This is a genomic window from Stappia stellulata (assembly GCF_020176715.1).
GTDB lineage: Bacteria > Pseudomonadota > Alphaproteobacteria > Rhizobiales > Stappiaceae > Stappia.
Genome location: NZ_JAIVMF010000016.1, coordinates 83,106 through 100,582 on the forward strand (window position 1 = coordinate 83,106; position 17,477 = coordinate 100,582).

Below are 17,477 nucleotides of genomic sequence, written 5' to 3' on the forward strand. Positions count from 1 at the left end.
GTGGCAGCGGGTGCCGCCGGCTGTGCGGCGGAATGCGGTTGGCCTGTCCCGATAGGGACGGCGGCGAGAGCGCGGTGAGGATGACGATGCGGATTTTCGGACTGATGATGATGGCCGTTGTGGCCACGGCGATGACGCTTGGCCAGGCGTCGGCGGTGACGGAGCGCTATTACGATCCGACCAGCCGCAGCTGGCAGACCTACAAGATCACGCCGGAGGCGGCCGGCAAGATCGTGCGCGAGAAATACAAGCGCACCACCGTGCGCTACCGGACCTCGGAAAAGCCCGGGTCGATTATCGTCGACACCGACGACCGCTATCTCTATTTCGTGCTGCCGGGCGGCAAGGCCGTGCGCTACGGCATCGGCGTCGGCCGCGAGGGCTTCGGCTGGCAGGGCAAGGAAAAGATCACCCGCAAGGCCAAGTGGCCGAGCTGGACGCCGCCGCAGGAAATGATCGTGCGCGAGCGCAAGAAGGGCCGCAACCTGCCGCGCTTCATGCCGGGCGGACCGAAGAACCCGATGGGCGCGCGGGCTCTCTATCTCGGCTCCACCGAATACCGCATTCACGGCACCAACGAGGACTGGTCGATCGGCCGCGCCGTCTCGTCGGGCTGCATCCGCATGCTCAACGAGGATGTGGAGGATCTCTACAACCGCGTCACGATCGGTGCCCGCGTCACGGTGCTTTGAGCGCCGGTTCGCTGAGGGCGTAAAGCTCCACCGGGGTTGAAAAGCCGTCGAGCGGAAACCGCCCGGCGGCGCGAAAGCGCTCCGGCGCCTGATCGGCGATTTCGGCGGTGACGAGGACCTCGGTGTCGAGGCGCTTCGTCATCGCCTCGATACGGGCCGCGGCATTCACGGTCGGGCCGATGACGGAAAACGTCAGACGCTCGGCGACGCCGATGTTGCCGAACATCACCCGGCCCGAGGACAGCGCGATGCCGCAGCCGAGCGGATGCGGCGTTAGCTTGCGCGCCGATGCGAGCCTCCGGCGGACCTCGGCAACGGCGTCCATGGCATTGTGGGTTGCCGCCTGCAGTCCCATCTCGTCCATCGGGAACACCGCCAGCACCGCATCGCCGATGAAATCCAGCACCTCTCCGCCATGGGCGATCACCGCGCCGGCGGTCGCCTCGAAATAGGCGTTGAGATGCGTGAGATAATCGTCGGGCGCCAGCCGGTCGGCGAGCGCCGTCGACCCGCGCAGGTCGCTGTAGAAGATCACCGCATCCAGCGCCTCGCCGTCGCCGTGGCGAATGCGCCCGGAGATCACCTGCCCGCCGGCGCGCTTGCCGAGATAGGTTTCCGCGATGGTGCGGGCAATGCGGGACTGGACATTGGCCCGGCAGGCAAGTGCCAGGCGCATCTGCAGATAGTCGATCCGGTCGATGACCTCGTCGGAAAATCCGCCCGCCGTCCGGGTGCTCCAGGTGACGATGATGCCGGAGACGTCGAAGGGGTTCGATCTCGGCAGGTCGAAGGGCGTCGAGATCACGAGATAGTCGGTGAAGCCCTGATCGCGCAGTCCCGCCAGCATCGGAAATTCCAGCGGTGCGTTGCCATCGGCGAGCCGCCGGCGCATACGCGTTTCGCGCGAGGACAGCAGCGCGCGGATCGGGCTCAAGAGCCACTCGTCGGTGTCGGGCTGGTCGTGGGTGTACAGCCCGTGGGCGACGGTCTCGCCCGGCAGCCACAGTGCGGTTTCCGCCTCGATCAGCGGATGCAGCGTCGACCACGACAGCAGCGCCCGGTCGATGGCGATGCCGGCGGCGCGCATGCGCTCGCAGGTGCCGGCGAACATCTGGCCGATCTCCGGCTGGCCGAGCGCCTCGCGGATCAGCCAGTCCTCTATGTCCTCGATTTCGGGGGTCGTGCGCATGCGGGCCTCCTCGTCGCGAGGGACTGTGCGTCCCGCAGCGTCATTCGTAGCGTGCCGCGATCCGGCCGAGCAAGGAATTCGGCGGGAAGGGGGCCGACTTGTCTAGGCCGGCGCGCCGCCAGATCTCGTTGTAGCAGTGCAGGAAACCGGTCGTGCTCGGCAACCGCGTTCGCGGTGAGAACAACGCCTTGGGGCATTGCCAGTAGTCGATCGGGTTGACGACATCGGGAGCCATCAGCATTGGGGGCGCGAGTGCTGGCCATGTGTCGATCAACGTGGTGAGCAATCTGGGACCGCAGTCGGTCCATGTCAGTCGAGCCGGGTCGAACCCGTCCGCGAAACGAAAGGCAAGATCGATGACGTCGCCCGGCTTCGGGGCCGGGTGATAAATCAGGTTGTTGTTGACCTTGACCGCCCGCCTGCTCCTGAGGCGTTCCGAAACGAAGAACCCTCCCGGGGCGCTGTCGCGCAGGGTTTGCGCCGGGGTCAGGCAGATCACATCTGCATCTGACCAAAGCCCTCCGAAGCGCGAGAGCAGTGCGAGGCGGAAGAGATTGGCGAAAGGGGACAGGCTGCCCTTTTCCACGGTTCCGTTCTGGTAGCGAAAAATCCGGCTTTCCGGGAGAATCTCGCGTGCATCGCGAAGTGTGACCCCCTCCGGGATACGTGTGAGTCCACCGTAGCTCCAGAGATTTACATCGTAGCCGTTGGCCACGAAACTCGCGCATGTGAGCCTGCCGAGGCGGCAGAGCTCCCCTTCCACCCAGAGAATGTGCACAGACAGCGGCGCGACGTCCGTTGGGACGTGTGCCGTCCCGAGCTTCTCGGTCGAAAGAGTGGAAAGCGGAAGCCCTGCAGGCGTCTTGACGCGCAAGCCAGGCAGCTTCGACCCGTTCGGGCCGAAGGCCGTATCGAGGAGCCGATTGATCATGTCGCTCGCATCGCTTGAAATACCTAAAGGCTGAAGAGGTGCGATCGGGTGCAGAAAAGCCCTGCCCGGCTGTTCCGGGCAGGGCTTTGGGAGAATTCATGCTCAGGCGAGCGCGCCGTGGCAGTGCTTGTACTTCTTGCCGGAGCCGCAAGGGCAGGCCTCGTTGCGGCCGACCTTGCCCCAGGTGGCGGGGTCCTGCGGATCGCGGGCACCGCCGGAGACGGGCTGCGCGCCGGCGGTCTCGAACTCGTTCTCGCCGGTCTGCGGGTTGATGTGGCTCGCCTGCATCTCCGGCAGGTCCTCGTCGCCGGGAAGCTGCGGCGGCTGTTCCTGCACCAGCTCGACGCGCATCAACTGTGCCGTGGTCGCTTGGCGAAGGTTGGTCAGCATGCTCTCGAACAGCGTGAAGGCCTCGGTCTTGTACTCCTGCAGCGGATCGCGCTGGGCGTAACCGCGGAAGCCGATGACCGAGCGCAGGTGATCGAGATTGGCGAGATGCTCGCGCCACAGGTGGTCGAGCGTCTGCAGCAGGACCGCCTTTTCGACCTGGCGCATGATGTCGGGCGAATACTGGCCGACCTTGCGCGCCATGGCCTGGTCGGCTTCCTTCTTCAGCCGCTCGATCACCTCCTCGTCGGCGATGCCCTCTTCCTGGGCCCAGGCGACGACCGGCAGATCGAGGTTGAGGACCTGGCGCACTTCCGCCTGCAGGCCTTCGGTGTCCCACTGCTCGGGATAGGCCTTTTCGGGAATGTGGCGGGAGACAAGGCTCTCGATGACGTCGTGGCGCATGTCGGTGACGGTCTCGGCGATGGCCTCGCCGTCCATCAGCTCGATGCGCTGGTCGAAGACGACCTTGCGCTGGTCGTTCATCACGTCGTCGAACTTCAGCAGGTTCTTGCGGATGTCGAAGTTGCGCGCCTCGACCTTCTGCTGCGCCTTGGCCAGCGCCCTGTTGATCCAGGGATGGACGATGGCCTCGCCTTCCTTGAGGCCCAGCTTCTGCAGCATGCCGTCCATGCGGTCGGAGCCGAAGATGCGCATCAGGTCGTCCTGCAGCGACAGGAAGAACTTGGAGCGGCCCGGGTCGCCCTGACGGCCGGAGCGGCCGCGCAACTGGTTGTCGATGCGCCGGCTTTCGTGGCGCTCGGTGCCGATGACGAACAGGCCGCCGGCCTCGATGGCGGTCTTCTTGCGCGCCTCGATCTCGGCGCGGATCTCGGCCTCGCGCGCGGCGCGGGCCTCGCCCTCTTCCATGCCCTCGAGCTCGTAGTCGATGCGCATGTCGGCGTTGCCGCCGAGCTGGATGTCGGTGCCGCGGCCGGCCATGTTGGTGGCGATGGTCACCGCACCCGGAAGACCGGCCTGCGAGATGATCGAGGCTTCCTGCTCGTGATAGCGGGCGTTGAGAACGGCGAAGATCCGGGCCTTCTTGGCGTTGAAGTCGCCTTCCAGCAGCGGCTTGAAGGCGTCCGGGTCGGTGACGTCGACCTGGCGGTAGCCGGCCTTCTTGAGCGCGGCGGCGAGAACCTCGGACTTCTCGATGGAGGTCGTGCCGACGAGAATAGGCTGGCCGCGCGACTTGCACTCGTCCACCAGCTCGACGATGGCCTGGTATTTCTCCTCGACGGTGCGGTAGACCTCGTCGTCGTCGTCGATACGCCGCACCGGGAGGTTCGTCGGAATTTCCACGACCTCCAGGCCGTAGATGTCGCCGAATTCCTCGGCCTCGGTCGAGGCGGTGCCGGTCATGCCGGCAAGCTTGTCGTAGAGGCGGAAATAGTTCTGGAAGGTGATCGAGGCCAGCGTCTGGTTTTCCGGCTGGATCGAGACCTTTTCCTTGGCTTCCAGCGCCTGGTGCAGGCCTTCCGAATAGCGGCGGCCCGGCATCATGCGGCCGGTGAACTCGTCGATGATCACCACTTCGCCGTTGCGGACGATGTAGTCCTTGTCGCGCTGGAACAGCTTGTGCGCCTTCAGCGCCTGCTGCAGGTGGTGGACGACGGAGACGTTCTCCACGTCGTAGAGATTTTCGCCCTTGAGCAGACCCGCCTCGCGCAACAGCGCCTCGAGCTTCTCGTTGCCGGCCTCGGTGAAGGTGGCCGAGCGCTGCTTCTCGTCGAGATCGAAATCGCCGTCGGCGATGTGGGGAACGAAGGCGTCGATGGTGTTGTAGAACTCGCTGCGGTCCTCCAGCGGACCGGAAATGATCAGCGGCGTGCGCGCCTCGTCGACGAGAATGGAATCGACCTCGTCGACGATCGCGAAGTTGTGACCGCGCTGGGTCATCGACGCGCGCTCGTACTTCATGTTGTCGCGCAGGTAGTCGAAGCCGAACTCGTTGTTGGTGCCGTAGGTCACATCCGCGGCATAGGCCGCCTTGCGCTCCTCGTCGGTCAACCCGTGGACGATGACGCCGACGCTGAGGCCGAGGAAGCGGTAGATCCGGCCCATCCAGTCGGCATCGCGGCTGGCGAGATAGTCGTTCACCGTGACGACGTGGACGCCCTTGCCGGCAAGCGCGTTGAGGTAGACGGCGAGCGTTGCCACCAGCGTCTTGCCCTCGCCGGTGCGCATCTCCGAGATCTGCCCGGCGTGAAGGACCATGCCGCCGATCAGCTGCACGTCGTAGTGACGCTGGCCGAGCACGCGGCGCGAGGCCTCGCGGACGGTGGCGAAGGCGGGCTCGAGAATGCTGTCGAGCGACGCACCCTCGGCGATCTGCCTGCGGAATTCGTCCGTGCGCGCCCGCAGTGCATCGTCACTGAGCGCCTTGAGCTCTTCCTCCATGGCGTTGATGGAGGCGACTCGTCCGCGCATCATCTTGATGCGGCGATCGTTTGCTGAGCCGAAGAGCTTTCTGGCGAGTGCGCCGAGGCCGGCCATGTGGCGGTCCTTATTCTTGCCAAGGGCGCCGCCAGGGTCTGACATGGGCGGCAACCCGGCATTCGGATTGACGATACTTGGCACCGGCCTCGCAACCGCCACATTGAGACGGGAGAGGAACGCGCGCCTAGATGGGGTCGTCCGGCCATGAGGCAGGGACGTTCGACAGATAAGAGGGGGTCCGGAGGTTGTCAACGCCGCGCGTTTTGCGCAAGTCTGCCGCCGAGCCATGGCGGGAGGCGTTCGCGCTGCCGCTGCGACGGTTTCTCCGGTGCGACAATCGCCGGCCGGGCCTGGCCGCAAAGGCCCGTGGCCCGTATATGCGACGGTGCCGAAACGGCATCGCGCTCAACTAAGAGGATTACAGCATGACACCCAGATTTGCCGCGACACTGCAGCGCGCCACGGTCGCGTTGGCGTTTGCCTCGGGCCTCGGCCTTGCCGCAGCGCAGGCGCAGGAGCCGGGCGATGCGGTCGCCACGGTCGGGGAAAGCGTCATCACCGAAGCCGACATCGCCTTCGCGTCGCAGGACTTCGCCCAGCAGCTCGCCAATGTGCCGCCGGCCCAGTGGCGCAAGGTCCTGACCGACATCGTCATCGACATGCAGCTGATGGCCAATGCGGCCGAGGACGCGGGCATCGACGACGAGGAAGACTTCCAGCGCCAGGTCGACTTCCTGACGATGCGCGCCCTGCGCAACGCCTATCTGGTGCGCGAAGTGGAGAACAAGGTCACCGACGAGATGGTGCAGGCGGCCTATGACAAGGAATTCGCCGATTACGTCGGCGAGGACGAGCGCAAGGCCCGCCACATCCTGCTGGAAAGCAAGGAAGACGCCGAGGCCGTGATCGCGGCGCTCGAGGACGGCGGCGATTTCGCCGAGCTGGCCAAGGAGAAGTCGACCGGCCCGTCCGGCCCCAACGGCGGCGATCTCGGCTATTTCACCCGCGGCCGCATGGTCAAGGAATTCGAGGACGCAGCCTTCGCGCTCGAGGTCGGCGCCTTCACCAAGGAGCCGGTGCAGACGCAGTTCGGCTGGCATGTGATCACGGTCGAGGACGCCCGCAAGCAGCCGGCGCCGGAGCTTGACGACGTGCGCGACCGCCTGCGCCAGGACCTGCTGCGCGCCCGCTATGCGGAAGTCATGTCGGCGCTGAAGGCCGAGACGGCCATCGAGATCGTAGCCGATGAACCAGCCGCAGAGGACAAGGACGCCGACGCGGCGACGGACGGCGGGGACGCTGCCAAACAGTAGTTTGACAGATCCGGCCAACCGGTTAGACAAATGGCCTGTCCGCGCGTCGCGGGCAGGCCTTTTTGTTTCTCGCTTCTCAAGAAAAGACGGTGCCGCCATGTCGGATGCGATTTCTCCCCTGGCCCCCAAGTCCTATGCGGAGGTGCCCGCCGTCGGCGGCGCGCGTCTGGCCACCGCTTCGGCGGGCATCAAATATGCCGGGCGCACCGATGTTTTGCTGATGCTCTTCGACGAGGGCACGGAGATCGCCGGCGTGTTCACCCGCTCGCGCTGTCCCTCGGCCGCTGTCGACTGGTGCCGGGCGCATCTGGCCGGCGGCAAGGCGCGCGCGCTGCTCGTCAACTCCGGCAATGCCAATGCCTTCACCGGCAAGAAGGGCGTCGAGGCGACGCGCCTGTCGGCGCAGCTCGCGGCGGCGGCCGCCGGCTGCGAGCCGGGCGAGGTGTTCCTCGCCTCCACCGGCGTGATCGGCGAGCCGCTCGCCGCCGCCAAGTTCGACGGCGTGCTCGGCACGATGGCGCAACAGGCCGCGCCCACCGGCTGGCTCGATGCGGCCCGCGCCATCATGACCACCGACACGTTTCCCAAGGCGGCGACGCGCAGCATCGACATGGGCGGCGTTTCCGTCACGCTGAACGGCATCGCCAAGGGCGCCGGCATGATCGCGCCCGACATGGCGACGATGCTCTCCTTCCTCGTCACCGATGCGCCGATCGCGGCGCCCGTGCTGCAGGCGCTGTTGTCGGAAGCGGTCGGGCCGAGCTTCAATTCGATCACCATCGACGGCGATACCTCAACCTCCGACACGGTGCTGCTTTTCGCCACCGGCGCGGCCGGCGGGGCGCGCGTGGAAACGCTCGACGATCCGAGGCTTGCGGCTTTCCGGGCGGCGCTCGCCGATCTGACGCGGGAACTGGCCCACTGGATCGTCCGTGACGGCGAGGGCGCGCGCAAGTTTCTCGAGGTCACGGTGCGCGGCGCGGAAAGCGACGAGAGCGCCCGCAAGATTGCCTTCTCGATCGCCAATTCTCCGCTGGTGAAGACGGCGGTTGCCGGCGAGGACGCCAACTGGGGCCGGGTCGTCATGGCGGTGGGCAAGGCCGGCGAGCCGGCCGAACGCGACCGGCTGGCGATCTGGTTCGGCGATGTGCGCGTCGCCGTCGACGGCGAACGCGACGCGGCCTACTCTGAAGAAGCGGCCACGGCGGTGATGCAGCAGGAGGAAATCCAGCTCACGGTCGACCTCGGCATCGGTGCGGGCCGGGCGACCGTGTGGACCTGCGACCTGACCAAGGAATATGTCGCGATCAACGGCGACTACCGGTCCTGACGCGGGCAAGCGCGTGGAGCCGCCTTCCATCCTGGCGATCGAGACCGCCAACCTGAACGGCTTTCCGGCCTGGATGCAGCGCGCCGACGGCTCCTGGCTGTCGCGCCTGTCGCCGGGTGTTCCGGCGCGGCGGGTCAATTCGCTCAACGTCTTCGATCCGCAAGACGATGACCGGCTCGCGGCGCGGCTTGCCGAAACACAGGCGCTGTATGCCCGTCACGACGTGGTGTTTCACCTGCGCCATACCCCGCTGACGCCGCCGGCGCTGACCGCGCATGTCGATGCCATGGGCTGGCTTTCGGCGGGCGAGACCGATGTGTGGATCCGCCCGGTCGACGCGGGTACGCCGGCCGCGCTTCGGGGCGAGGAGATTGCCACCTGTTCGCTTGCCGACTGGCTCGACGCTTTTGTTCGCGTCGGCGGAACGCGGCCGGAAACGGTCGCGCCCGATGCGGTGGAGCAGCTTGGCGCTGCCCTTGCGCGGATCGCCGCCAGGCGGGTCTGTCTGGTGGCACGCGCCGCCGACGGCGCGCCGGTGGCGGTGGCGATTGCCGTGGCCGACCGAGACCTTCTCGGGATCTACGATCTTGCGGTCGATCCGCTCGTGCGCCGGCAGGGTCTCGGCGCGCGGATGGTGCGGGCGTGCCTTGAGCAGGGCCGCCGGCTCGGCTGCCGCACCGCCTGGCTGCAGGTGGTGCGCGAGAACAGGGCTGCGCGCGCGCTCTACCGTCGCTGCGGCTTTGAAGATGCCTACAGTTATCACTACCGGTTTCCGCCGCCCGACGGCTGAACCGGCGTTTTCCCGGACATGGTGAGCAAAGGGTTATGCGGCCGTGCCGAAACGAGACGGGGTCCTGGATGAAAATGGTTCTGGTCGTGGCCTGCGCGCTGCTCGATGCCGACAACCGGGTTTTGATCGCGCAGCGCCCGGAGGGAAAGGCGATGGCGGGATTGTGGGAATTTCCCGGCGGAAAGCTCGATCCGGGCGAGCGCCCGGAGGACGCGCTCATTCGCGAATTGGACGAAGAACTGGGAATTACGGTTAAGAAAGAGTGCCTTGCGCCGTTAACTTTTGCCAGTCACGCTTATGAGGAATTTCACCTGCTGATGCCACTTTACGTGTGCCGACGATGGTCGGGCACGGTTGCAGGCCGGGAGGGTCAGGCGATCAAATGGGTAAAGCCGGTGCGGCTTCGGGATTATCCGATGCCGCCCGCCGACGAGCCCCTGATCCCGCATCTGATCGACCTCGCCTGAGGGGTTCCTCCCACGCAGGAACGGCCGTGCCGAAACAACAACGGGACGCGCCAGATGACCGCCATTTCCAAAAGCCTTCGCGACGGCAGCGACCGGGTTGCCGTGCTGTTCGACCGGTTCGCGCGCGACGAGGCCGGGTCGACGGCGATCGAATACACGATGATGGTCGGGTTCATTTCCTTCGCGATCATCACCTCGCTCACGGCCATCGGCCGGGTCATCGACGAGGATGTGTTCAGCGTGATCGTCGCCGCCGCCGCCGCGATGTGACGCAGGCCGCAGTCTAAACTCTAGGTTTTGTCCTGACGCTGATCGAGCGCCTCCAGCGCATCCGACAGGCGCATTTTCGCCGATCCCGGCGCCAGCGGTTTCTGCTGGCTTTCGTGCGGCGCCCAGCCTGACAGCGACACGATGTCGAAGGTGGCGCGGATGCGTCCGTCCGCGTCGGCGTGATCGGACGCATAGAGTTCGGCCGCGCGCATCAGCGTCGCGCGGGCCAGAGGTGTGCGGCTCCGCTCGCTCAGCATGTTGGCCGCCCCCATGGCCCTCAGATCCGCCAGCAGCGCCAAAAGGTTGTCGTAGCGCACCGTAACCCGGTCGACGTCGGCGACGGGCAGCGCAAAGCCCGCGCGCTGCAGCAGCGCGCCGAGGGCGCGGGTGTCGGCGAAAGGCGCGACACGCGGTGCCGCGCCACCGGTGGTTTCCAGCTCCGCGCGCATCAAGACGTCCTTCAGTTCATGCAATGTGTCGCCGCCGAGAAGTGCTGCCAGAAACAGTCCGTCGGGCTTCAGCGCGCGGCGGATCTGGATCAGTGCGCCGGGCAGGTCGTTGACGAAGTGCAACGACAGCGCGGAGACGACGAGATCGAGGCTCGCATCGGCAAAGGGGATCAGCGCGTCGTCGGCGACGAGATGCGCGCCGGAGACCTTTCGGTCCTGCGTCAGGATGTCGACGCGAAGCGCCTGTTCGACACCCGGCATGCGCCGCAGCACCTCGTGCAGCCGGCCGGTATGGCCGCCGAGATCGACCGCGACGGGAAAGGCGCGGGTGACGATGGCGAGCCGGTCGGCCAGATCCTCCACCGCATGGGCGAGCAGGAAATCGGCGCCCGGCGCGCGCCGTGCCAGCGCGCGGGCCCGGCGCCGTGCCAGGAGGGCGCGGTCGAAGACGCGCGGGGCGGCATCCGGGGCAGGCACAGGCGGCGGGGTCGGCATGGCGGTGTTCCGTCGTGTTGGGGCCCGCAAGGCTGTGCGAACGGGCGTGCGTGCGGGCGTGTTCGTGATAGGCTTTGATATGGCGAGGCCGCGCGGCTTCGTCAAAACACGGAAGCCGCTCCCGCGTCAACGCGCGGGCTGCGGTCGTGAACGGGGCAGGGCGCGCAGTGGAGCGACAGGCCGGCATGTCGGCGAGCGGTTCTTGCGGCGGGGAGACCGGCGGCCCGGCTCCGGCGCGCGTCTCGCCGGTGATGCGTCTGGTGCAAGGGGCGGTCCGGCTGTTTCACGCGGCAAACGATCTCGCCCTGCCGCCGACATGCCTGTGCTGCGACCGGCTGGTCGCCAGCGACCAGGCGCTCTGTTTCAAGTGCTGGCACGAAATGCCGTTTCTCGCACCGCCCTGGTGCCAGCGCCTCGGCGTTCCCTTCGCCTATGATCTTGGGCCCGGCGCGGTGTCGCCGCAGGCGATCGCCAGACCGCCGGTCTATGACCGGCTGCGCGCGGTCAGCGCCTACAGCGGGCCGGCGCGGGCGCTGGTCGCGCGGCTGAAATACCACGACCGCCCGTCGGTTTCGCGCGCGATGGGGCGCTGGATGGCGCGCGCCGGAAGCGAGTTGCTGTGCGTTGAGGATGCCGACAACGGTCCGCCGCTGCTGGTGCCCGTTCCCCTGCATCGTCTTCGCAACTGGTCGCGCCGCTACAATCAGGCGGGACTTCTGGCGCGCGAGATCGCCCGCGCCAACGGAAACGTCGAGATCTGCGCGGACGGGCTTGGCCGCGTGCGCGCCACCCGCCGGCAGGTCGGGCTGGATGCGAGCGCGCGGGCAAAGAACGTGCGCGGCGCCTTTGCGGTCTCTTCGCAAGGCGCGCTCAGGATCGCCGGGCGGCGCTGCGTGCTGGTCGACGACGTGCACACCACGGGGGCGACGGCCAATGCGGCGGCGCGCGCGCTGATGAAGGCCGGGGCGGCGGGGGTGGACGTGCTGGTCTTCGCCCACGCGGGGGCCGACCGGCCGCTTGGCTAGCGCGCCGGCGCGGGATGCTGGCCCTTGCACAGCGCTGCCAATGCTCGATATATCCCGACCGGGGCCGCAGTCGCGCGGCCCCCACAAGGACACCAAAGCTCAGGAAGGCTGCGACATGGCGGTTGAAGTGTACACCCGGCAGATGTGCGGGTTCTGCACGATGGCGAAGAGCCTTCTGCAGAAGAAAGAGGTCGCGTTCCGCGAACTCGACGCGACCTTTGATCCGGGGCTGCGCAAGGAGATGATCCAGCGCGCCAATGGCGCCTCGACGTTTCCGCAGATCTTCATCAACGACATCCATGTCGGCGGTTGCGACGAGCTGATGGCGCTGGAACGCGCCGGCAAGCTCGACGCGCTGCTGTCGGCCTGACGCAGGCCTCGACGAGCGGGAAGGACAGCGGATGACCCATCTTTGCGCAGCCGTGATCCAGACGCGCAGCGGGCGCGACATCGCCCGCAACATCGAGGAGACGAGCGCGCTGATCCGCGCGGCGGCGCGCGACGGCGCCCGCTACATCCAGACGCCGGAAATGACGCATCTTCTGGAAAAGAGCCGCAAGGACCTGTTTTCCAAGATCGCGACCGAGGAGGCGGACGCGGGCGTTGCGGCCTTCGCGCGGCTCGCCGCGGAGCTTGGCGTCTTTTTGCACATCGGCTCGCTCGCCATCCGCACCGGCGCGGAAAGCGTTGCCAATCGCGGGCTGGTGTTCGGGCCCGACGGGCAGTTGATGGCGCGCTACGACAAGATCCACATGTTCGACGTCGATCTCCCCAATGGCGAGAGCTGGCGCGAATCCGCGACCTATCGGCCGGGCGAGGAGGCGGTGACGGTCGATCTTGGCGACGTCAAGCTCGGCATGGGCGTGTGCTACGACATCCGCTTTCCCGCGCTGTTTCGCGCGCTTGCCGTGGCCGGCGCCGGGGTCCTGAGCGCGCCGGCCGCCTTCACCCGCCAGACCGGCGAGGCGCATTGGCATATCCTGCAGCGGGCGCGGGCCATCGAGACCGGATCCTTTATCGTCTCCGCCGCGCAGGGCGGAAAACACGAGGACGGGCGCGAGACCTACGGCCACAGCCTGATCGTCGCGCCCTGGGGCGAAATCCTGGCCGAGATCGATCACGACGCGCCGGGCTATGCGCTGGCCGAGCTCGATCTCTCCCAGGTCGCTGCGGCGCGCGGGCGCATTCCCGCGCTTGCCAATGCCCGCCCCTTCACGCTGCGCGAGGTGGGCGCGCTCACCGAGGGCGCGCGATGATCCGCTATCAGCTGCGCTGTACCGACGGACACGCCTTCGAGGCGTGGTTTCGCGGCTCCGACGATTTCGAGGCGCAAAGGGCGCGCGATCTGGTGGCCTGTCCGGCCTGCGGGTCGACCCATGTCGAAAAGGCGCTAATGGCGCCGGCCGTCTCCACCGCGCGCTCGCGCGAAGGCCGGGCGCTGCCGGCGCCGGTGCCTGCTCCCGTCGAGGCCGCGGTGCCCGATGCGCCCGCCGGGCCCGTCGCGACCGGGCCGATCGCCGCTGAGGCGAGCGGTCGCGCGGCGGAAATCCTCGACAAGCTCAGGGCGCTTCGCGCGGAACTCATGGCCAAGGGCGAGAACGTCGGATCGGCCTTCCCGGAAGAGGCGCGCAAGATCCACTACGGCGAGGCCGAGGAGCGCGGCATCTACGGTGCGGCAACGCGCGAGGAAGCGGCGGACCTGATCGAGGAAGGCATTCCGGTGCTGCCCCTGCCGGTGCTTCCCGAAGACCGCAACTGATCTCCTCGCCGTTTCGTCACGACAGCCGTTTCAACGCATCGCGCAGGGCCTGAGGGTCCGCCGGCGCAAGCAGCCGGTCGACCCGTGCCTGGGCCTCATGCCAGGCGGGCAGGGCGGCGATTAGCGCGGCGTGCCCGTCGTCGGTGAGGATCAGGCACCTGGCTCGCCGGTCCTTCGGATGCGGTTCGATGCGCACCAACCCCCGACGCTGCAGCGGCTTGAGGGCGGCGGTCAGCGTCGTGCGGTCCATCGCGAGGATCTCGGCAACGGGCGCGAAGGTCGGCGGCTCGGGCCGGTTCAGCGACATCAGCAGGGAAAATTGCCCGTTGGTCAGGCCGAAGGGGCGAAGCGCCTCGTCGTAGTGGCGCGCCAGCGCGCGGCCGGCGCGCTGGACATGCAGGCACAGGCAGGTGTCGCGCACTTGGAGTGTCGCGTTGAAAGCCAGCCGTCTCGACATGGTGTAATCATGTTGATATCAACTCAAATAGGCAAGCAAGGATTGCTGCTTGCCCGCATCCGAGTTGGCTCCGTCGTTCGCGCTTGCGCCACAGGCGACGGGACGCGGTCGGGTGCGTTTCACGAGGAGGAAATGCCGTGAGTTATGTGACTGGAATGATCGCGGCCGTGCCGGCTGCGAACAAGGAGGCGTTTCGCGCCCATGCGGCTGCGGCGGCAAAGCTTTTCATCGAGTTCGGCGCCACGCGCGTGACGGATTGCTGGGGCGACGACGTGCCAAAGGGCGAGACGACGGATTTCTTCGGCGCCGTGAAGGCGGAAAAGGACGAGGTCGTTGTCTTCAGCTGGATCGAATTTCCCTCCCGCGAGGTCCGGGACATCGTGTTCGAGAAGATGATGAGCGATCCGCGCATGGCCGAAATCGGCGAAATGCCCTTCGACGGCAAGCGCATGATCTTCGGCGGCTTCGAGGTCATGGTCGATACGCGGGCCTGAGGGCCGGCGCCGCTTTCGTCGCAGGCGTGTCAGGCCAGCCAGTCGCGCATGATGCGGGTGATCGCGTCGGGCGTTTCCAGGGTCGGAAGATGCCCGGCGTCGGCGACCACCTCGAGCCGGCTGTCCGGGATCAGCGCGTGCATTTCGCGGGCCCGGTCCGGCGGCGTGAGCCGGTCGCCCTCGCCGACGACGATGGTGGTCGGGCAGGCGATGCGGCCAAGGTCCGGGCGTGCGTCTGGCCGCGCCAGGATCGCCTCCTGCTGGCGGATGAAGGCTTCAGCGCCGACGTCTTCCGCCATGCGCGTGCAGATCGCCCTGAGGGCGGGGTCGTGCTCGCGGCTTTCATGCACGAACAGCGGAAACAGCGCGGGCAGGATCTGGTCGAACCGCCCGGCGTCGGCAAGCGCCATCTGCCGGCGGCGGTTTTCCGTTTGTTCCGGGGTGTCGGGGCGGGCGGTGGTGTCGAGCAGCATCAGCCGCGTGACGCGCTGCGGCGCCTTGCGCATCACTGCCATCGCCACATAGCCGCCCATCGACAGTCCGGCGAGAGCGAACCGCTCCGGCGCCGTGTCCAGAAGTCGCTGGGCGATGGCGTCAAGCGACGCGTCCGAGCGGTGGTCGGCGATCATCACCGCCCGGCCGGCGAGTGCCGAGACCTGCGGGCCAAACAGGGCGTCCGTGCACAGGAGGCCCGGAACGAGGACCAGAGGCGTGCTGCTCATCGCCGCCTCTACTCCGCCCGGTCCGCGTCGCGGGAAAACAGCATCATGTAGTTCACGTTCATGTCGGACGAGCGGTTCCAGCTGTCGGCGAGCGGATTGAAGGTCACGCCGCAGCGGTCGCGCACGCTCAGGCCGGCGGCGGTCAGCGGGCCTTCCAGCTCCTCCGGCTTCACCAGCTTCTCGTAGCTGTGCGTGCCCTTGGGCAGCCAGCGCAGCACGTATTCCGCGCCGACGATGGCGAGTGCATAGGCCTTGAGCGTGCGGTTGATCGTTGCCATGAACATCAGCCCGCCGGGCTTCACCAGTTGCGCGCAGGCATCCAAATAAAGCGGCACGTCGGAGACGTGCTCGACGACCTCCATGTTGAGCACGACGTCGTATTTTTCACCCGCGGCGGCGAGGTCTTCGGCCGTGGTGGCGCGGTAGTCGATGTCGAGGCCGGAGGTTTCGGCGTGAAGCTTTGCCACCTCGATGTTGGTGGCGGAGGCATCGGCGCCGACCACATTGGCGCCGAGCCGCGCCATCGGCTCGCACAGCAGCCCGCCGCCGCAACCGATGTCGAGGATCGACAGCCCCTTGAAGGCGTCGGCGGAGCGGTCGTCGCGGCCGAAATGGGCCGAGACCTGCTCCTTGATGTAGGTGAGGCGGACGGGGTTGAACTTGTGCAGCGGCCGGAACTTGCCGGCCGGGTTCCACCATTCCGCCGCAAGCGCGGAAAAACGGGCGACCTCGGCATCGTCGACCGTGCCGGTGGAGGTGCCTTTGGAGGTATGTGCGGCGCTCATCGTGGGATCCCTTTCGCTTGGTTCTGGTTTGGTCGATGGTCGCAGGCGCTTTGTCAAGCGTGGCAGTTGCGGTGGGGCGTCGCAGTCTGTATGGCTATGCGCCGATCCGCCCGGCAGTCCCGCCGATGCGGCCCCTTTCACGCTCGCAGTGTCATACGTGTGCCATGGCCCGACTGGTTTTGAAGTTCGGCGGAACATCCGTCGCCAATCTGGAGCGCATCCGCAATGCGGCGCGCCATGTGAAACGCGAAGTCGACGCCGGTCACCAGGTGGCCGTCGTGGTTTCGGCGATGTCGGGCGAGACCAACAAGCTGGTCGGCCTGTGCCGCGAGGCGTCGGCGATGCACGACGCGCGCGAATACGACGCGGTGGTCTCCTCCGGTGAACAGGTCACCAGCGGATTGCTTGCCATCGTGCTGCAGGACATGGGCGTGGAGGCCCGCTCCTGGCAGGGCTGGCAGATCGCGCTGAAGACGGATTCCCAGCACGGCGCCGCGCGCATCACCGACATCGACGGCGAGCGGCTGGTCGAACGCCTCGAGAAGGGGCAGGTCGCCGTGGTCGCCGGCTTCCAGGGCGTTGCGCCCGACAATAGGATCGCGACGCTCGGGCGCGGCGGGTCGGACACCAGCGCGGTGGCGATCGCGGCGGCGATCGGCGCGGATCGCTGCGACATCTACACCGACGTCGACGGGGTCTATACCACTGATCCCAGGATCGTGCCCAAGGCGCGCCGGCTGGAACGCATCGCCTTTGAGGAAATGTTGGAGATGGCCTCGCTCGGCGCCAAGGTGCTGCAGGTGCGCTCCGTTGAAATGGCCATGGTGCATGGCGTGCGCACCTTCGTGCGCTCCAGCTTCGACGACCCGGATGCGCCGCAAGTCGGCGCGGGCGGCCTGCCGCCTGGAACTCTCATTTGCGACGAGGATGAAATCGTGGAACAGCAAGTCGTGACCGGGATTGCCTTTGCAAGGGACGAGGCGCAGGTCTCCATCCGCAACGTCGACGACAAGCCCGGCGTCGCCAGCGCGGTGTTCGGATCGCTCGCCGATGCCAACATCAACGTGGACATGATCGTCCAGAACATCTCGCCCGACGGGCGCACCACGGACATCACCTTCACGGTGCCCGAAAGCGATTACGACCGCGCCTTTTCTGTGCTGGAAAAGCAGCGCGGCACGATCGGCTACGAGGCGATCGAGGGCGCGCGCGACGTGGTGAAGGTCTCGGTCATCGGCATCGGCATGCGCAGCCACGCGGGCATCGCGGCGCGCTGTTTCGAGGGACTCGCGCAGAAGGGGATCAACATCCGCGCGATCACCACCTCGGAGATCAAGATCTCCGTTCTCATCGATTCCGCCTACACCGAGCTTGCGGTGCGGACTCTCCATTCGCTATACGATCTGGACGGGTAAGCGAACGGTTGCCGGCCCGGCGGTCCCGCGGGGCGCGCTGACCGGTTCGGTTTCGTCGCCCGTTC

At 67.1% G+C, this 17,477-nt stretch carries 19 protein-coding genes; 12 read left to right on the forward strand and 7 right to left on the reverse strand.

Features of this window, described 5'->3' with window-relative positions:
* Positions 1-86: 86 nt before the first annotated feature.
* On the forward strand, positions 87-692 hold the full coding sequence (locus LC092_RS16915) for a L,D-transpeptidase (RefSeq protein ID WP_224808522.1): 606 nt from the start codon (positions 87-89) through the stop codon (positions 690-692).
* On the opposite strand, the gene LC092_RS16920 is transcribed toward LC092_RS16915, so the two are convergent.
* The 3 genes from LC092_RS16920 to secA all read right to left on the reverse strand — a co-directional run bounded on the left by LC092_RS16920 (position 679) and on the right by secA (position 5,698).
* The gene (locus tag LC092_RS16920; protein WP_224808481.1) at positions 679-1,881 is read right to left on the reverse strand and encodes an adenylate/guanylate cyclase domain-containing protein; all 1,203 of its coding nucleotides are present in this window, start codon (positions 1,879-1,881) and stop codon (positions 679-681) included. The two genes, LC092_RS16915 and LC092_RS16920, sit on opposite strands and share 14 nt — an antisense overlap.
* Positions 1,882-1,921: 40 nt before the next feature.
* Complete coding sequence (locus tag LC092_RS16925; protein WP_224808483.1) at positions 1,922-2,812, reverse strand: glycosyltransferase; 891 nt, start codon at positions 2,810-2,812, stop codon at positions 1,922-1,924.
* 102 nt (positions 2,813-2,914) lie between these two features.
* Positions 2,915-5,698: a preprotein translocase subunit SecA gene (gene secA / locus LC092_RS16930; RefSeq protein ID WP_224808485.1), complete on the reverse strand. Its 2,784-nt coding sequence runs from the start codon at positions 5,696-5,698 to the stop codon at positions 2,915-2,917.
* 368 nt (positions 5,699-6,066) lie between these two features.
* Between secA and LC092_RS16935 the strand changes: the two genes are divergently transcribed.
* The 5 genes from LC092_RS16935 to LC092_RS16955 all read left to right on the forward strand — a co-directional run bounded on the left by LC092_RS16935 (position 6,067) and on the right by LC092_RS16955 (position 9,811).
* A complete protein-coding gene (locus LC092_RS16935) occupies positions 6,067-6,954 on the forward strand; it encodes a peptidylprolyl isomerase (RefSeq protein WP_224808487.1) in 888 nt (295 codons plus the stop codon).
* 97 nt (positions 6,955-7,051) lie between these two features.
* Positions 7,052-8,284 (forward strand): bifunctional glutamate N-acetyltransferase/amino-acid acetyltransferase ArgJ, encoded by a 1,233-nt coding sequence (gene argJ / locus LC092_RS16940; RefSeq protein WP_224808489.1) that lies wholly within the window; start codon positions 7,052-7,054, stop codon positions 8,282-8,284.
* 13 nt (positions 8,285-8,297) lie between these two features.
* On the forward strand, positions 8,298-9,074 hold the full coding sequence (locus LC092_RS21300) for a GNAT family N-acetyltransferase (protein WP_224808491.1): 777 nt from the start codon (positions 8,298-8,300) through the stop codon (positions 9,072-9,074).
* 68 nt (positions 9,075-9,142) lie between these two features.
* Positions 9,143-9,541 carry an 8-oxo-dGTP diphosphatase MutT gene (gene mutT, locus LC092_RS16950; protein ID WP_224808492.1) on the forward strand — a complete coding sequence of 133 codons (399 nt, stop codon included), beginning with the start codon at positions 9,143-9,145 and terminating at the stop codon, positions 9,539-9,541.
* Between the two features lie 54 nt (positions 9,542-9,595).
* Positions 9,596-9,811: a Flp family type IVb pilin gene (locus LC092_RS16955; RefSeq protein ID WP_224808493.1), complete on the forward strand. Its 216-nt coding sequence runs from the start codon at positions 9,596-9,598 to the stop codon at positions 9,809-9,811.
* A gap of 20 nt (positions 9,812-9,831) precedes the next feature.
* On the opposite strand, the gene LC092_RS16960 is transcribed toward LC092_RS16955, so the two are convergent.
* A complete protein-coding gene (locus tag LC092_RS16960) occupies positions 9,832-10,755 on the reverse strand; it encodes a methyltransferase domain-containing protein (protein WP_224808494.1) in 924 nt (307 codons plus the stop codon).
* 185 nt (positions 10,756-10,940) lie between these two features.
* Here LC092_RS16960 and LC092_RS16965 point away from each other — a divergent pair, with 185 nt between their 5' ends.
* From LC092_RS16965 to LC092_RS16980, 4 genes are all read left to right on the forward strand, one after another.
* Positions 10,941-11,780 carry a ComF family protein gene (locus tag LC092_RS16965; RefSeq protein ID WP_224808495.1) on the forward strand — a complete coding sequence of 280 codons (840 nt, stop codon included), beginning with the start codon at positions 10,941-10,943 and terminating at the stop codon, positions 11,778-11,780.
* A gap of 115 nt (positions 11,781-11,895) precedes the next feature.
* Positions 11,896-12,150 (forward strand): glutaredoxin 3, encoded by a 255-nt coding sequence (gene grxC, locus LC092_RS16970; protein ID WP_224808496.1) that lies wholly within the window; start codon positions 11,896-11,898, stop codon positions 12,148-12,150.
* Between the two features lie 31 nt (positions 12,151-12,181).
* Positions 12,182-13,036, forward strand: coding sequence for a carbon-nitrogen hydrolase family protein (locus tag LC092_RS16975; RefSeq protein ID WP_224808497.1), 855 nt, complete (start codon positions 12,182-12,184; stop codon positions 13,034-13,036).
* A complete protein-coding gene (locus LC092_RS16980; protein ID WP_224808498.1) occupies positions 13,033-13,539 on the forward strand; it encodes a DUF1178 family protein in 507 nt (168 codons plus the stop codon). The genes LC092_RS16975 and LC092_RS16980 overlap by 4 nt, the downstream gene beginning before the upstream one ends.
* A gap of 16 nt (positions 13,540-13,555) precedes the next feature.
* Here the strand turns inward: LC092_RS16980 and LC092_RS16985 are convergent, their stop codons facing one another.
* On the reverse strand, positions 13,556-13,996 hold the full coding sequence (locus LC092_RS16985) for a MarR family winged helix-turn-helix transcriptional regulator (RefSeq protein WP_224808500.1): 441 nt from the start codon (positions 13,994-13,996) through the stop codon (positions 13,556-13,558).
* Positions 13,997-14,133: 137 nt separating this feature from the next.
* On the opposite strand from LC092_RS16985, the gene LC092_RS16990 reads away from it, so the two are divergent.
* Positions 14,134-14,490 (forward strand): DUF1428 domain-containing protein, encoded by a 357-nt coding sequence (locus LC092_RS16990; protein ID WP_224808502.1) that lies wholly within the window; start codon positions 14,134-14,136, stop codon positions 14,488-14,490.
* Positions 14,491-14,519: 29 nt separating this feature from the next.
* Here the strand turns inward: LC092_RS16990 and LC092_RS16995 are convergent, their stop codons facing one another.
* The gene (locus tag LC092_RS16995) at positions 14,520-15,212 is read right to left on the reverse strand and encodes an alpha/beta fold hydrolase (protein WP_224808503.1); all 693 of its coding nucleotides are present in this window, start codon (positions 15,210-15,212) and stop codon (positions 14,520-14,522) included.
* 8 nt (positions 15,213-15,220) lie between these two features.
* Entirely contained in the window at positions 15,221-15,997 is a 777-nt protein-coding gene (ubiG, locus tag LC092_RS17000) for a bifunctional 2-polyprenyl-6-hydroxyphenol methylase/3-demethylubiquinol 3-O-methyltransferase UbiG (protein ID WP_224808504.1), read from the reverse strand.
* 164 nt (positions 15,998-16,161) lie between these two features.
* On the opposite strand from ubiG, the gene LC092_RS17005 reads away from it, so the two are divergent.
* Entirely contained in the window at positions 16,162-17,412 is a 1,251-nt protein-coding gene (locus LC092_RS17005; RefSeq protein ID WP_224808505.1) for an aspartate kinase, read from the forward strand.
* Positions 17,413-17,477: the final 65 nt, after the last annotated feature.